At 32.3% G+C, this 17,880-nt stretch carries 9 protein-coding genes; all 9 read right to left on the minus strand.

Translation table 11 applies throughout. The features are described from left to right. Positions 1-2,271, minus strand: coding sequence for a GH92 family glycosyl hydrolase (locus tag FGM02_RS02765; RefSeq protein ID WP_139956722.1), 2,271 nt, complete (start codon positions 2,269-2,271; stop codon positions 1-3). A gap of 235 nt (positions 2,272-2,506) precedes the next feature. Further along, a complete protein-coding gene (locus tag FGM02_RS02770; RefSeq protein WP_208021466.1) occupies positions 2,507-4,294 on the minus strand; it encodes a hypothetical protein in 1,788 nt (595 codons plus the stop codon). 93 nt (positions 4,295-4,387) lie between these two features. After that, a complete protein-coding gene (locus tag FGM02_RS02775; protein ID WP_139956724.1) occupies positions 4,388-5,836 on the minus strand; it encodes an alpha-L-fucosidase in 1,449 nt (482 codons plus the stop codon). An 8-nt stretch (positions 5,837-5,844) separates the two neighbouring features. Continuing rightward, positions 5,845-7,293 carry a carbon starvation CstA family protein gene (locus FGM02_RS02780; protein WP_139956726.1) on the minus strand — a complete coding sequence of 483 codons (1,449 nt, stop codon included), beginning with the start codon at positions 7,291-7,293 and terminating at the stop codon, positions 5,845-5,847. 214 nt (positions 7,294-7,507) lie between these two features. After that, a complete protein-coding gene (locus tag FGM02_RS02785) occupies positions 7,508-9,982 on the minus strand; it encodes a discoidin domain-containing protein (protein WP_139956728.1) in 2,475 nt (824 codons plus the stop codon). Positions 9,983-10,045: 63 nt separating this feature from the next. Further along, positions 10,046-11,302 (minus strand): polysaccharide pyruvyl transferase family protein, encoded by a 1,257-nt coding sequence (locus FGM02_RS02790; RefSeq protein ID WP_139956730.1) that lies wholly within the window; start codon positions 11,300-11,302, stop codon positions 10,046-10,048. A 232-nt stretch (positions 11,303-11,534) separates the two neighbouring features. Beyond that, positions 11,535-13,229, minus strand: coding sequence for a RagB/SusD family nutrient uptake outer membrane protein (locus tag FGM02_RS02795; RefSeq protein WP_139956732.1), 1,695 nt, complete (start codon positions 13,227-13,229; stop codon positions 11,535-11,537). A 23-nt stretch (positions 13,230-13,252) separates the two neighbouring features. Then, a complete protein-coding gene (locus FGM02_RS02800) occupies positions 13,253-16,546 on the minus strand; it encodes a SusC/RagA family TonB-linked outer membrane protein (protein WP_139956734.1) in 3,294 nt (1,097 codons plus the stop codon). A gap of 155 nt (positions 16,547-16,701) precedes the next feature. Then, entirely contained in the window at positions 16,702-17,877 is a 1,176-nt protein-coding gene (locus FGM02_RS02805; RefSeq protein ID WP_139956736.1) for a FecR family protein, read from the minus strand. Positions 17,878-17,880 lie beyond the last annotated feature (3 nt).

The raw sequence follows: 17,880 nt of genomic DNA on the forward strand, positions 1-17,880 counted from the left end.
TTAATTAGTCATTACAAAAAGAAGTTCTCCACCTTCCAAAACTTCAGAAAAAGTAATTTGGTTTCTATTCAGTTTTATATTATTTAAATATACCTCTTTAACATATTTATTATCCTCTGATAGATTCATAGCTTTAATTACAAACTTTTTCCCAGAAGGTAATTTTATAGTTGTTTCATCAAATAAAGGAGCTCCTAGCTCATACTTTCCAGATACAGGGTCCATTGGATAAAAACCCATGGAACTAAAAATGTACCAAGCACTCATTTGTCCTGTGTCTTCATTGCCACAAATCCCGTCCGGTGTATTGTCATAAAGGGTGGTAAGAATCTCATTAACATACTGCTGTGTCTTCCTTGGTTTTCCTAAATGATTGTATATATAAGCAATATGATGACTAGGCTCATTACCATGTGCGTATTGCCCAATTAATCCTGTAATATCACCTGATATATCTTTACCATGTATATTGGAATCTATAGTAAAAAGTGAATCTAAACGTGATAATAGCACATCTTTTCCTCCAAATACTCCCCCAAGACCTTTAAAATCATGAGGAACAAAAAACGTCCATTGCCATGCATTACCCTCACAATAATCATCTCTTCTATGCTCAGATTGTAAGGGATTAAATGGTGTTTTCCAATCTCCACTTGCGGTCTTACCTCTAGCAAACTTAGATTCAGGATCTATAATATTTTTATAACTTAAAGATCTATTTTTAAAGTAAACATAATCCTGTTTATTCCCTGTTTGTTTAGCAAACTCAGCAATTGCCTTATCAGCAAATGAATATTCTAATGTTCTTGCAACAGATTCCATTTCTAAATCACAGGGAACATATCCTAATTTCTTGTAATTTTCCAAACCAACAAAATATCCCATAGAATAACCAATTGTGTCTTTCATTGCCGATGCTCTCATAGCTTCCATAGCGTAATTTATATCGAAACCTCTTACTTCATTTAAATACGCATTTGTAATTACTGGCATTGCAGGTAATCCTATCATTTGATATGTTTCCGTTCCTGCCAAAGTCCAAATAGGCAATTGTCCCGAAACTTTGTAGTGATCAAGACTCGTTTTTATATAATCTTCCATTATTTCTGGATGCAAAACACTTTGAAGAGGGCAAGCAGCTCGAAAAGTATCCCATAACCCCATAACTCCACTATAATTTGAATATCCATTAGTATTCCTAATGACTCTATCTGGTCCTCTGTATCGATTATCGGTATCAGAATATAGCATAGGATAGAGCATTGTATTAAATAGGGCGGTATAAAATAATTCTTTCTTTTTAGTGTCTTTGGTTTTGATATTTATCATATTCAAAATCTTACTCCATGCATCAGATGAATTAGATTTAACTTTATCAAAGCTTAAATTAGATATTTCTTTGTTTAAGTTTCTTTTTGCTCCCGTTATATCTACAGGTGAAATGCCTGTTTTTATTTCTAAGTCGCCGATATTATCATCAAAAGTTATAATTGCTTTTATGTTGTTTCCAGATACTTTCGATGTGTCTTTAATTTTTGTGTCATTGTTATAAATTTTAACACTTTTAATTGGATGAGAAAAAGTAGTATAAAAATAAACGTGTTGTTCCGGAGACCATCCACTCGAAATTCGACTTCCCGCAACAGTAAACTTATCTATAATTTTAATTGAAGAAATTTGAACGGTATCTACATCCTGTTCTTTCACAATTGAACATCCATTATCTGAACCATGCTCCAAATCAATTAGAACTGACTTATTTCCTTTGCTTTTATATTTATATTTTTGATAGCCACATCTCAATGAAGCTGTTAACTTAACTTTTACCTGATTCTCATAAAGATTTATTTCATAATACCCAGGCTTAGCAAATTCATCTTCGTGTCTCATTGGAGCTATTAATTGCCCCCTCTTTAAAGTAAGCAAGTCATCAGTTTTAACCGATAAATCAATTGGTAGAAAGAGAATATCTTGAAAATCATTACATCCACCACCACTTTTATGTACGTGACTAAATCCTAATATAGTTTTATCATTATAGTGATAACCAGAACCATTTGTTCTTGTATCTGGGCCAAGTTGTACCATACCAAAAGGCATCGAGGCAACTGGTGTAACTCCACCATTACCACCAGACCCTATAAATCTATTTACATAAGATGAAGAATTCTCTTTATTTACAATATTACTATTGACTTCTGAATTACATGATGTTACAATAAATACGATTGTACCTAAAATTATTATATTTCTAAAAAATGTTTTTATCATATTAATAATATGTTTTTTTATTGTTTTACACTTAGCACCTTTAATTTGGCTTCAGTGATGTTTCAGGGTTTTATTTACATATAAAATAGATGTATTTTTATATAAACTATCTCTATAAGATTTGGATAGCCATTCATAAGAGTTCCAAATTCATATAATAACATAAGACATTACCATTTTTATTTATTAAAAATCTATAACAAACGTATCAATCCAACTTTTGTATTGTATCCGGTTAACGGTGATTTAAAAGTAATTCCCAATGCCCACCAAAATATGCTTTATCTATTTTTTCAATCGCTAAACTGCTGTTTTCCCCCATAGCTTTATGGATTAAATCCTTATAGATATAAAACTGCAACCAGTATCCATATTGATATTTCTGATTTTCTGATTTTGGTTTTTTCATAAAAGCGTACCATGAGGTATTCAATCCATAATTTTCTGCTACATCAATGGCTTTTTGTGCTTGTTTCCATATGTTGCTAGACATTTTAGTGTGTAATTTTCTATAATCATCATAAGTCATTTTTGAGGAGTTTATAATGTCACATTTATCATCAATTCCTAAATCTTTAAGCAAAACAGTTTTTTCGAATACTGTGTCTCCATCAATATCCATTTCAATTTTATCTAAAAAACCATTATTGTCTGTATCTTCATATCTGATAGTACTAAAAGGAGAAAATTCCTTTTGTAAGCGATCCATGTGGGGTGTATACCCATCATAAAGCCCACCCCAACTTTGGTACGAATAAGCCAATTGATCAATACGCCAGCAACCCCATTCTGCACCATACAAATGAAGTCTACCGTCAAATTTTGAGAGATACAAATTAGCTTTTCCGCTGTTATCTATATCCCATTCGCCTCGATCACCAATGGCATCTGCTTGTGGATTATTATCTAATCCTCCATTTCTACTACCTATTTTAAAAGGGTCTAAAGGATCATAAAGTTCTACCCGTTCCCAGCGTTCACAATCATCATCTTCATCAAACACAAAGTGTATCTGATCCCATTTACCTCTATTATAGATTAAATCCATTACCGAATCATGGTCTGGGTAAATCAATTCAGTAACCTTTCTCCAACGAGAATCTATAAAAAAGGAATCAGCTTCACTAACTCTCTTATTTGTAAATTTATGAACCTGATCCATATAGTTAAATCCTTTACCTAAAAAACGAAAAGACATATCGAAATCAAATTCATTTCCTGGTGAATTATCATTGTCCATATCATAAGTTAAAGTAATTAGGCTAGCACTCCCGGATAAATTTAAACCCTCAGCTCTTGGTTTTCCTTCGTCAATAAATTCATCAACAACTCGCACAGCCATATCAGATAAGCCATCGGCATCTTTATCAAAAAATAAAAATGGGGTTTCCCAATTTAAACGTACATCGTTAACGTAATAAGCTGGCGCGTGTATTTTTAAAAAAGCACTTTGACCATTGTAATCTTCTAAAAAATTTGAATTTCCTTCATGAAGCCAACCACGAATTTTAAAGGTATTCCAATCTATATAATTAAAAACATTATCCTTATCTGTATCTAAAGACCACATATAATGTCCTGGTCCAAACATCTTTTCTTGGTCAAGATTCGAATTCTCTACTAATACCTGCATATCTGCTTTTCCATCATCATTGGTATCTATCCAATCCACTGCCATGTCTTCGCGATCGCCGTATTTACCATCTTTATTTACATCAATCATCACGCAATCACTATCTGTATCACCTTCTAAATCTCCTACTTTCATATCATCATCATCATCAATCCATTGAACAGGTGTATTACGAAGAGTAATGGTTCGTAAAATATCTGGATCTCCATCCTTATCTAAATCGATATAAGTTGGTTTATAACCTATTGGAGCAGGCGGTAAACGATAAGATACCAAAGGCGTATTATTGTTCCAGTAATCTTTTTTTTGTTTTAAAGTATTTTTATGTTGTGCCCAAGAGATATTGAACACTAATACCGAAATGACTGTTGCTATGAATAGCTTTTTCATGTGTCTTTATTTAAATTAAGTGTGTCGTTAAATGACAAGGCTCTGTGCTATTTATCATTTTAAAGCACTGATATATTGAAATTCATTTTTTTTTTAAAAACCAGATCTTTCTTCTCCTTTTATTTTAAGAGTATATGCATAGGTTTCTCCAACGGCTTTAAAAACTTCTTTATCGATCTTTATATTAAGTCCGTTTTTTTCAGTAAAACTGTATGTTAGTGGCTCATCAAAACCTAACAAATAAATCTTACTACCTTGTATTGGTTTTACGTATTTTAAGTTGATTAAATTATGCTTAGGCTTCTCTAATGAAACAGCATAAATTGTAGCGCTATTCTTTTTCTTGATATAACGAATTGATTCGCCTTGTTTAAAATGATGCTTTAGTTTTTCTGTATGATAAATAGCTTCTCCATTAACATGTATCCATTTTCCTATTTCAGAAAGTCTTTCAATACTTGCTTTTGGAATTTCGCCATTTGCATTAGGCCCTACATTTAAAAGATAATTACCACCTTTAGCAACAACATCTATTAGGTTATGCACTAATGTTTTAGTTGATTTCCAATTATGATCGTTAATTTTAAATCCCCAAGTATCATTCATAGTCATACAAGACTCCCAGTCTACATCTGGTGAACTTTCTAATATTTCTTGTTCTGGCGTACCAAAATCCCCTATATACTTGCCTTCTGAACTGTTCATTCCTTGCATACCTTGTCTTCCTTTATCTACTCTATTATTTATAATAATACTAGGTTTTAGTTCTCTTAAATATTGATAGAGTTCTAAGCCCATTTCATGTGTGTAACTAGGAATCCACTCACCATCAAACCAAATAATTTCTGGATCATAGTTTTCTATAAGTTCTTTAAGTTGAGCTTTAAGATAATTTTCATAGTATTTTGGAAACTCTGGATTTATTCTTAGGCTATCTCTTTCATCATAATTAGGATAATTTTTACCCTGTGCCATAGGATGATGCCAATCCATTATAGAATGATACAAACCAAATTTAATACCTTCTTCTTTACAAGCTTTGGAAAGCGCTTTTAATAAATCCTTTCCGTAAACTGAATGATCTACGATATCATAATTAGAAATTTTCGAATCCCAAAGCGCAAAACCATCATGATGTTTTGATGTAATGACAACGTACTTCATACCTGCATCCTTCATTATTTTAGCCCATTTTTTTGCATCAAATTCTTTAGGATTGAATTGCTTAGCATACGCTTCATATTCTGAAATCGGAATTTGTAAATCGTTCATTATCCATTCTCCAATATGATCGGTTTCTTTTCCATTATGTATCCCAGCAGGAACTGCATAAGGCCCCCAATGAATAAACATGCCAAAACTCGCGTCTCTCCACCACGCCATCCTATCGTCAAATATTTTCTCAGATTCAGCTAAATAATCAACCTTTATTTCATCAGCTATTTGCTGTACATTTTTTGGTTGTTCTTTACAAGATATAGTGGCTACTAAAAAAAGTAGTCCTAATAATTTTTTAATTTTACAAAATTTAAAAATTTCCATTTTTTTATTTAAATATTTATATTAATACGATTCCTTCTAGAACGAAGTAACTTTTTGTAGTAAAAAAAGCAGCAAACAACTATAGAGACTGTGACTCCTATTTCGATAGACAATGTTAATGGTAAACTAAATCCTTCTGGAGCAAAAAGTAAATAAGAAGTCGTAACAGCAGTCATAAATAATGCTGGAATGAGTGTTATCCAATAAAACTTTCTTTCATTTGACAAATAAACCGTAATAGCCCAAAGTACAATCATTGCAAGTGTTTGGTTTGACCAAGCGAAATACCTCCAAACAATAGCAAAATCAATAGTTGTCAAGAAGTAACCTATTACAAATAATGGCACACTAATTAATAATCTATTTTGGATTGGTTCTTGCTTAAAATTAAGAAAGTCAGCTACAATTAACCTAGCACTACGAAAGGCTGTATCACCAGAGGTAATTGGAGCAGCAACTACACCTAGCAACGCTAAAAAACCTCCAAAAGTTCCGAGCAAAGAGTTTGATACTTCATTCACAACCCATGCTGCATTGCCTCCATGTACATTCATTATATCATTTAATTCTCTTGCACCTCCAAAAATACTCATACTAATTGCTGCCCAAATTAAGGCTACAACCCCTTCGGTTATCATAGCTCCATAAAATACGCCTCTACCTTGCTTTTCATTAGTTAAACAACGAGCCATAATTGGTGATTGCGTAGCATGAAAACCAGAAATTGCTCCACAGGCAATGGTAATAAACATCATTGGAAAGATGGGAAATTTTTTGGGCTGTGCGTGGTAGTTGGTTAAGTTATTAAAAGTGAGTTCTGGAACATGATAACCTTTAACAAAAAGAGCTATGATTAAGCCTGCTGCCATAAATAAAAGAGCGAAACCAAATAGTGGGTAAATTTTTCCAATAATTTGATCTACAGGTAACATCGTCGCAAAAACGTAATAAACAAACACCACAAATATCCAAAAAGACATTGATAAGCTTTCTGGAGTTAGACTTTCCAGTATTTTAGCAGGTCCCATAATAAATACGGCTCCTACAATAATCATAAGCAAGACTGTAAACAAGCTCATAAATTGTTTAATATTAAAACCTAAATAAATACCCACAATTTCAGCAATACTTAAGCCTTTATGTTTAACAGATAGCATTCCGGAAAAATAATCGTGTACAGCTCCCGCAAATATAGACCCAAAAACAATCCATAAAAAAGCTACAGGTCCCCACATAGCTCCTGCAACTGCTCCAAAAATAGGACCCAATCCTGCAATGTTTAAGAATTGAATCAAGAATGTTTTCCATTTAGGTAACGGCATATAATCTACACCGTCATTCATATATAGAGCTGGAGTTTCCTTTTCTTTGTCAATTACAAAAATTCGTTCCACTAGCTTGCCGTAGAATATATACCCCAATATGAGTGCTACTACTGAAATAAAAAAAGTAATCATAATTTATCTATTTTAATTTATTATTCTCTTTAATACCAGTGATTTCAAATAGTATGTGGTATAAATAATTTTCTGATAATACTTTTGTGTTCAATTAATGTTTTTCTGCAATAATTATAATTTCTTCTAGCTAAAAACTTCCTTAAATTATTTCCTATTAAAAAGTCTAGTTATTTCGATAACCAAATCAAAGCAACTAGACTTTTTTTAAAACTTATTTCTTTATAAACTTAGCTACATTCTTTCCGTCTCCAATTATAGTTCCACTAATAAAGTATACTCCAGAGTTAAGTTTACTAATATCAATACCTCTTAAAAGCTCACTAGAAGAAATGGTTTTAAGCACACGGCCATTCATATTTGATATTGTTAAATTACCAATATAAAAGGTTGGTTTTTTTAAGTAAAGAATACTATCACAAGGGTTAGGATAAATGTTCATTTGCATTTTATTCGCTATATCTTTAATTGATGCAGTTGGCACTGACTCTCCATATACCTCAAGTTCATATAATCTAGTCGGTTGATTGGTTCCTTGTGTTGCAAGAATAGATAAACGAACCTTTGACACTCTAACATCGTCAAATGCACTTTTATAATTTGGTTCTGTATTTTCTGAAGCCGAAGTTATAACTATCCAATCTCCATTTTCATCCTCGTATTCAAAACGATAACTTTCAATTGGATTAGCATAATTTCCACCTGTTCCAGTTCTCATTCCAAACCCGTTTATAAGGTGATCTTCGCCTAAATCAACCACAATCCATTGCTCATTAGATTCTGTAACCGGATCTGATATCCAACGACTTGCATTAGTATCTTCGCCATCTACTGCTTTTTCTCCATTATAATTTGCATATGGAGTTGCACTAACCTCTACAGGTTTATTTAAGGCTACGTTTGGTTTTAAAACGGGTTTAACAGGAGCTATTTCTCCATATAACTCAAGTTCATACAACCTAACGGGTTGGTCAGAGCCATTTTCTGCTGTTCGTGCATTTGTAACAGTTAAACGAACCATTGATGTTGTAAATTCAGAAAATGAATGTTTAAAATTTGAATTTGTATTTTCTGTTTCACTATAGAAACTTTCCCAAGTGCCATCGTCTTTTAAGTATTCTATAGTATAATCTCTAATAGGATTACTATAATTACCAGAATTACCTGTTCTAACTCCAAACGCACCTATAATATAATCAGCTTCTAAATCAACTGTAATTGTTTGAGGTGTGGTAGCCGTAACAGTCTGTGAAACCCATCTACTTGCACTACTGTCAGGCAAACCATCTACTGCTTTATCTCCTGTGTATACCTCATTAAAATTAGAAGAAGTTGTAACCGACTTTCCTACTGCTATATTTGGTCTTAAAAAATCTTTATAAATTGTAAAAATGCTACTTCTTTTATAGTCATCAAATTTCCCATGGTACCGAAAGTTACCTGTTTGCTTAAAATATTCTCTATCTATTCCTCCTTGTTGTCCAAAAACACCACCTGGTAATGGTCCAGCTAGTTGTTCCCATTCAACACCATCAGATGAGTAATCAATAGTTTTACCATTATACCAGGCTGTATAACCTTCTTTACCACTCATAAATACTTTAGCTTTATTTGGTGGAGTAATTTCGACCCATTCTGTACCGTCCCACTTTCTAGTGTAACTATTACCTCCTCTTAATTGGTAACTAACAATTGGAGTGCTAGGACCAAAGGCTCCAACTTCTCCATCTCCTCCATTTATATCTGTCTGTGATGTTCTGTCTACCACTATTGAAGCATTATCTACAGTTAATGGTAAACTTGTAATTGGCTCACCACCTGCTTTATGCCAAGTTGTACCTAAATCGTCTGAATACGCATATATAACATGAGTATTTACAGCATATGGCACATTTGGTTCACCCGGGCCTGGTTTAGCAACACAGACATCTATTAAACTAGCAGTTAAGTGCATCCTATTAGTATCATCAAAATGGATTTTAATACCTGTTTTATTATACCAACAATCATCTGCACCATTTCCATTACTCCAAACCAATGTGTTTGGAGTATTTGTACCGCCATCGTCATAAGAATTTGAACCTAAACTTGTATATGTCTTAGCATCTGCATCATAACGAATTACACCACCCCTATGGTTCCCAGGTGTTTCAACTGAGCCTCTTTGCCTAAATGCTATAAACATCTCTCGGTTGCTACCGTAAAATATGGTAGGATAAGTAATACTATTACCTTCCAAAACCCCTGTATCTGTAACCACACCTTGGTCATTTTTAACAGCTCCTTTATAATCCCATGATGTAATACTTTCTGGTTCTGTACTAACAAAGTATTTCCAACCTTGATTATGCATGTCTCCTATAATGTGTACATAACCATTTTTATCTACTCCAATGGTTGGGCAGATATGCCATCTCTCAATTGGCGGATTCTCTAAAGTGTACGCAGCACTCCTCTCAACAACATCTCCTGTCTTTTTTGCTACAACCATTTCTCTATCCTTATTTACGTAAATAAAGTATATAGAAGAAATACCGTCTTTATTAACGTAAGTTGTTACACTTGTAGGATCTTGAGAAGTACCAGGATCGGTTACCTGGTCTGATTCTGAAACCCATCTGGCAATGGATTGCCCAGATACAGATATTGTAATTAAAAAAACGGTTATAAATAAATGTAATTTTTTCATTTTTTATTTTTAATGGTTAATTATTCTTGTTTTTCTATTTTAGTTTAACAACAACAACTATGTTTATTTATTGATGACATTCTTTAGTATTTCCATAGTTTCAGCTTGCCTTTTTTCAACAAACTCTTTGGCTTTTTGTGTCTTCTTATGAGCTAATTCCTTCTCTTGTATTAATGATAAAACTGTTGGAGTTAAACCATCCATAAGTTCTTTATTATCACTATCGAAAAACCATTCTTTCAGACCAATATTATGCCACATATAACCTTTACTTGATTGTTCTTTGAAACGACCAACCAGTGCAGGAATCCCGTTTCCAATACACATAATTGGTGAATGTTGTTCAAGCCCAAACAAACCTGCCGATCTAGTGTAAACACTCAAGGCTTCGTCTGTAAGCCAAAAACGGTTGCGCCAAACCACTTTTTCTTTGACATCTTCCGGAAGTGGATCATATAACATTTCTTTACCCAATGCTACCTGAGTCATATCTTCAGGGCAAATAAGTATTTTCATGGATGTTTCTCTTGCAACGGCTATAATAGCATCTCGATAGGGTTTTAAATCATGTTCTTTCATTTCCTGATTTCTTCTATCAATTATTGCGTTAAAAGGAGCATCTCTACCTGGTATTTTCCAATAAGGTGTACGACGATATTTTGGAATAACGCATAAAAATTTTCCTTCTTCCAAGTTGTTTTCCGCCATAAACTTTAGTGCCGCAGAATCGTTTCTTAAGTCGCAAGCAAAAGCTCCATCAGGTCCAAATTCCATAATTGGAGATTTAACACCTTTTCTTTTTGCCAATTGTAATGAAACAGTATCCCTGAAAAACACAAACTCTGCCTGATTTAGGATTTTTTCAATATTTGTTGGTACTTTAGATAGTGTTATTCCATAAACTCCAAATGGTTTCCCGGTTTCTTGAATCCATTGTTCAACATCTTTATCTTCTACTAAATATGGCCCTGAACCATGCAATAGAAAATCACATTCTTTAAAAGCTTTTTGTAATGCTACAGTATCGGAACTAAGAAAAATTTCTAGATTAGGAAATCGTTTTTCCAACATTTGCTTTACACCATTGTCGACATCGCTAGCCCAAAGACGAATTTCAACATCTGGCATGTACTGTTCACATAATGCCAAAACACCAGGAGTGTGAGCTATATCTCCAATATTGACTGTTTGCCAACTTGAACGTAATAATATTTTCTTTACTTCTAAATTTTGTTTCTTATTTTCAACATTTTTGCAACCAACAAGTTGTACCAATAGAAAAAGAAATAAACTTTTGTATAATATTTTATTAAAAATCATATTTTTATAATCTGCCTTTAAATTTTACAATCCGTATTGAGTTATTGAAACATAAAAAAAACCATAAAGCATTAAGCTTTAGTTAAATAAACGTTACTTACCCAGTTTTTAAAACTTTAGAAGCTAGATTAAAAAAAGCACAAAGGAGTTCTTATTTAAATAAGATATCTTATAAAAACTCCTTATACTTTTAAAAAAAACTAAACTACTAAAACAATTAAATGTATTTATTTTACTGTGGATACCCGGGGTTCTGAGTAAATTCTGCCCCTGTGTTTGCATCAATCACCTTTTGTGGTATTGGCCAAAACTGATTAAAATCCTGTATGGTATTACCTGCCGAAATACCTCCAATAGCTGATGGTGCAGAATTATAAGTTCTAACTCTATCTACCAATCGGCCCATTCTAATAAGTGTTCTTAATCTAGGCTCTTCGACAAGTAATTCTCTAGCTCTTTCATCTAAGATAAAATCCTCGGTAACATCTGTAGCCGATATTGTAATTGCATTTGCTCTATTACGTACTATATTAATGTCTATTGCAGCTTGAGCGTTATTGCCTTTTCTAAAATAAGCTTCGGCTCTTAATAAATATGTTTCTGCAACTCTTATTCTAGATAAATCTTTAGACGTTCTTCCACTTGTTACATCATCATTAAAAGGAGTTCCATCAATTTTACGAATCCATGGATAGTATCTTGATAATGTATCTAATTTTAGATCGGTAAAAGTACCATCTAACCTTTTTGTATATAATTCGCCATCTGATTTTCGGTCTACTATAATTGGTTTACCATAATATTCGGGATCAGCGCCATTATAATAAAATTGACGTCTAATATTATATTTAGAATTACGCATGTCATTCCAGTCTAATTTCCAAATATCATACTTAACATAGTTTGTTGGTGAATTCACACCAATACCCCTATTTAAACTATCTGCTGGTACATTAGTAACGTTATTAGGGCTGGTTACTCTATCAATAAAAGGAGCCCAATAACGTGGACCGTTATTTCCTAGATTACGAACAGTAGCACCACCCAAAGTAAATGATTCATATTGATGCGCCCAAATAACTTCTTTATTACCAGATGATTTATTGATTTGACCATGTGCAAACACATCTGAAAAAACATCTCCAGGCATGGAACTCGCTGGACCAAATCGACTAGTCATTATCTCATAATCCCCACCTTCTTTATTAATTACAGAACTGGCTGCTGCAATAGATTTATCGTAAAACGAGTCATCATTTGTAACCATACCTAACGAAATATATACCTCGCTAAGTACATGAAAAGCGGCAGCTCTTGGCACTCTACCATCTGCAACTTCTAGTGCCAATAACTTAGAAGCTTCATCCAAATCATTTGCGGCGAACATTAAAACTTCTTCTCTTGAATTTCTTGTAAAATCAAACTTTGGTACTTTTAAACGTTCTCCAACAATTGGCACACCTCCATAAATATTAGCTAAAAAATTATAGGTATATCCTCTAAAAAATAATGCTTGACCTTTTATATTTGCTCTTGAAGCATCAGAAATATCTATATTTGGGTCATCTATAGTCTCTAAAACTAAATTGGCTCTAGCTATCATTAGTTTATATGCCCAATCCCAATAAACTATTGATGCATTTAAGTTACCATCTAACAGTCTATAGTCTTTATTACCTCTAGGATCATTTCTTCCCCACTCTGCCAAATCAGTACTAACCGTCATATATTCAAAAATATTAGAAGCGACTACATACTCTTCTCTTGCTCCTTGATATAGACCAATTATTGCTGCATCAAAACCAGCTTCATTTGTTAATAAATTCTCAGGGCTAAGCCTATCTAAAGGCACTTCATTAAGATAATTATCATTACAAGAAATTAGTAATATTGATAATAAACTTAATATAATTATATTATTCTTCATAATCTTAAATTTTTATCTGTTTGTTATAATGAAACGTTTATACCGAAAGTGTAAGTTTTAAGTAATGGCCCATTACTTCCTGGGTTTCTTAAACCTGAGCCAAACTCTGGATCCCAACCTTTCCAATCTGTCCATGTTACTAAGTTCTTACCACTTGCATAAATTTGCAACCTTGAAAAACCTATTTTTTCAAGAATTTCAGATGAAAAATCGTATGAAAGAGATACATCTTGTAGTCTAACAAAACTTCTATCTTGATAAAAACCATATCCTAAAGGGTTTTTATAATTAATCCTAGCAGCTGTATTTATTGGATTATCAGGAGTCCAATATGGTACGTTTAAAAAATTTGCTTGGTCGTAAAAATTAGTTCCTGGATTAAGCGTTGCGTTAGGACTCTTTCCTCCTTGTGATGTATAAAATGTTGAAGACAAACTAAAACCTTTATATCTAAAAACGTTAGTAAGACCCATTATAAAATCTGGCTGACTACTACCTAATACTTTTCTATCATTAGAATCTATAACACCGTCTGGTTCTCCATTAGCACCTCCACCAATATCTTTAAATCTAATATCTCCAGGTTGTCCAGAAGGATTTAATGTAAAATCATCACCTTCTTGATATATACCATCAAATACATAATCGAAATTAGAACCTAATGGTTCTCCAATAAACCAACCACTTGCAATATCATCATCTTCAATACCATCTTCATTTAAATCTCTACCAGAAAGCTTAACAATTTTATTTCTGTTGAATGAAAATGCTATGCCTGTATCCCAAGAGAAATTATCTGTTTTAATGTTTGTAGTTTGTAAATCTAACTCAAATCCTTTGTTTTCCGTTTCACCAATATTTGTTAAGAATATTTCAAACCCATTTGTGTTAGGAATTGTTTGATTTAATAATAAATCTGTAGTTTTACTCACATAATAGTTTAAACTAGCGGAGATACGATTGTTAAAAAACTTAGCATCTACACCTAAATTTAAACTCTCTGTAGTCTCCCACCCTAAACTAGGGTTAGCAAAAGATGTTGCATAAGATCCGACATATGAAGAACTACCGTCTCCAAAAACATAATTAGTGGTTGCAATACTACTTAAAGACGAGTATTCTCTAACACCTCGATTACCATTTTTACCCCAAGATGTACGAAGCTTAAGAAAATCTATAAAATCGGAATTGCTTAAAAATTCTTCATCAGAAATATTCCAACTAAAACCTAAAGCAGGAAAATTACCAAATTTATTTCCTTCTCCAAACGCTGAATAACCATCTCTTCTTATACTAAGATCTATAAAATATTTACTACTATAGTTATAACTTAATCTAGCCATGCTAGAATTTTGTTTGTTCTCCGCAGCATCTGAATTAATTTGATAATTCTCTCCTAATTCAAGAGCATTATAACTTAACACATCGTTAAAAATATTGCTACTAGAAAATGAAGAACCTTGATCTCTTATTTCGTAAATACCATAAAGTAATGTTAAACCTAGATTATGAACATCTTTGAAAGTTTTCTTATAATTTATGATATTCTCTAAGGTTATATTTTGTCTTTCTGTATGTCTTTTATAACCTGAACCAAGTCTTCCTACTGGTTCATATGAAGGACTGTAAGTAAAGAGTTTAGAATCGCTTCTAGTATAACCTACGTTTAATTTATAAGACAGTCCCTTAAGAATATTAGCTTCAACAAAAGTATTAGCAAATAATGTATTATTTATAGACAATCTATCATCTAAGTCATGATCAAATATTGGATTTGCCACAAGCCCAATATCCATTGGCTGTTGTTTTGGAGAAACCCCATCTTCTAAATATAAACTACCATAAGGCGATAAATAAGTTGCTGCTTGTAAATCTGCTCGAACACCAGAATCATCTCTAGATGTATAACCAGAGTTTATACCAAACTTAAGCCAATCGGTTGCATTAACTGTCAAATTTAATCTACTAGAAATTCTTTTGAAATTATCTCCTTTTACAGGTGATTTCACATTAGAATAAGCTCCAGAAAAGAAGTAACTTACTTTATCTTCCCTACCGGAAACACTTACTTCATAATTTGAAATAGGTGCACTTTGTTTAATCTCATCAAAAGGATTAATAGTTCTTCCTGCTGCAATATTAGCTTCTTCTACAGGCTGAAAAGGCAACGTACTACCGTCTGCTATCTCTCCATCAAGTCTCGCAGCTAAATATTGTTTAGCATTTAAATAGGTTGGAATGTTTGCAAAATCAGAAAAACCAGCATAAGTATTAAATGTTACTTTTGGTTTTTGTGTTTTACCCTTTTTTGTAGTAACTTCTATAACTCCATTTGCAGCTAAAGAACCATAAATTGCGGTTGAACTGGCATCTTTTAAAATACTTATAGATTCAATATCGCCAGGGTTTATATCTGAAAGCCCTCCAGAATAAATAATCCCATCTAAAACAATAAGAGGATAATTACTTGCCGAAATTGAATTAGTTCCACGTATTACTATATTTCCTGATTGACCAGGTCTACCATTATCTCGAACTTGAACTCCAGCTTTAGTTCCTCTTAACATTTGAGATGCATTAGCATTAGGTTGTAAACTAGCACCTTCAACATCAACACTAGCAATAGCTCCAGTTAAATCTGATTTCTTAGCGGTTCCATAACCTATTACAACAATTTCATCTAAACTAGCAGCATTTTCAACTAAAGCAACATTAATATTTGTTTGACTTCCTACTTCAATTTCTTTAGTAACAAAACCTAGATAAGAAATAACTAGTACGGCATTCTTATTAGAAATAGTTAGCGAAAATTTTCCATCAAAATCGGATTGCACTCCATTTGTGGTGTTCTTTTCTAAAACACTAGCTCCTGGTAAAGGTTCTCCATTAGCATCTGTTATTAAGCCTGATACCTGTTGCTGTTGATTGGATTCCTTAATATTTTCTAATGCTTTCTCTTTTATTAAAACCCCATTGTTATTAGTAACTGTGATAATGAAATTTCCTTGAGATAAGCTTTTATTAAGTAAATCATTCGTATTAATGAGTCCTTTTTTTACTTTTACTTTGGAAAAATCCTTAAATAAATTCTTTTCATAAAAGAAGTTATAATCAGTTTGCTTTTTAATAATTTGAAAGACTTCATCTACTGTTAATGATTTGTCTTTATTTATTAAAACTTTAGAATTTTGGGATACAATGTTATGAGAATTGAATGCAAAAAATGTTGCGCAAAATAAAAATATAAATGCTCTCATAATATCTCGTAATATACTCTTTCCCCATAAAAAATAGGAGTTTATTAATTTATTTTTCATAAATTTGTGTATTATTTAATTGGTTAAAAAATTTAATTGATTGGTAATGGTCTTGGGATAAAGGTTTGTACTTTAGCGGGTTAAACTTTATCCCTTTTTTATTTCATAGGCTTTCAGTTGTTTAATTAGTTTTTTTTATAAGACCTAACAGTCATTTATTCAAGTATTATTGTATCGTTAGTTATTTCGTAATTTTCTATAGTAGTCGATTTTAAAATAGACAAAACTTCTTCAATACTTTGCTGCTTATCTAAAACGCCAATAAATTCTGCAGTCTCAAGTTCTTTTGTTTTAAAAACTACATCTACATCATACCATCTTGATATTATTTTCATAATATCTTTTAAAGATTCATTGTTAAAGCTTAATTTCCCATCTCTCCAAGAAATTTCATCTTTGACATCAACCTCAGAAACTACAAAATTATTATCTTGAGTATTTAATTTTAGTTGTTGATTTGGCTCTAGATTTTGTTTTAAAACACCATTATCAATAACGACTTTCCCCTCTACTAATGTCGTATAGATATTCGTTTCATCTCTATATGCTTTGATATTAAATTCTGTTCCTAAAACTTCCACTTCTTGAGAATTGTTTAACACTTTAAAACTTGAACCATTATGCTCGGTACTTGGTGATACATCAAAATAAGCTTCTCCATAGACTAAATCAACTTGACGAGTTTCTCCATCATTAAATGCAACTGGGTATTTTAGTTGAGATTCAGAATTCAACCAAACTTTTGTTCCGTCTGATAGTATGATGTAAAATTGACCTCCTCTAGGAATTGTTAGATAATTATATACAACCTTTTCTGATTTTGTTTTGCCTGGATTATAGACAATATGTTCTCCATTACTATTAGCATTAGATGTTTGAAATGTAATATTTTTTTCTAAAATTATAACCGAACCATCTTCTAGAGTTAATGTTGCTTTATTAGTACCAGGTAAAATAACATTACTATTCTCCTTAACAATTATTGAGTCTTTTTCAAAACTAGAATTAACAACATCATTATTAAAAAAATAAACTGTAGCTAAAAGCCCAACAAATATTGCTGCCGCACTAACGTTCCTCCAAGGTCTTTTAAACAGTTCAAAAACAGGTCTGTTTTTTCTCTTCTGAACCTTTACCTCTATTAATTTCCAAGCTTTTTCCTTATCAACTAAAGGGTATGACTCTATAGTATCTATTAATTCTTTAATTGTAATTTCTTTTAAAAAAAGATGTTTTTTTAAATAAACCTCCAATTCAAGGCTTTCGGAATCATTCAAAGTTTTTAATCTTTTTTTAATTATCAACTTTGATATATGAAAAATTTCGTTCATCGA

The organism is Flavicella sediminum, from assembly GCF_006381105.1.
Lineage (GTDB): Bacteria > Bacteroidota > Bacteroidia > Flavobacteriales > Flavobacteriaceae > Flavicella > Flavicella sediminum.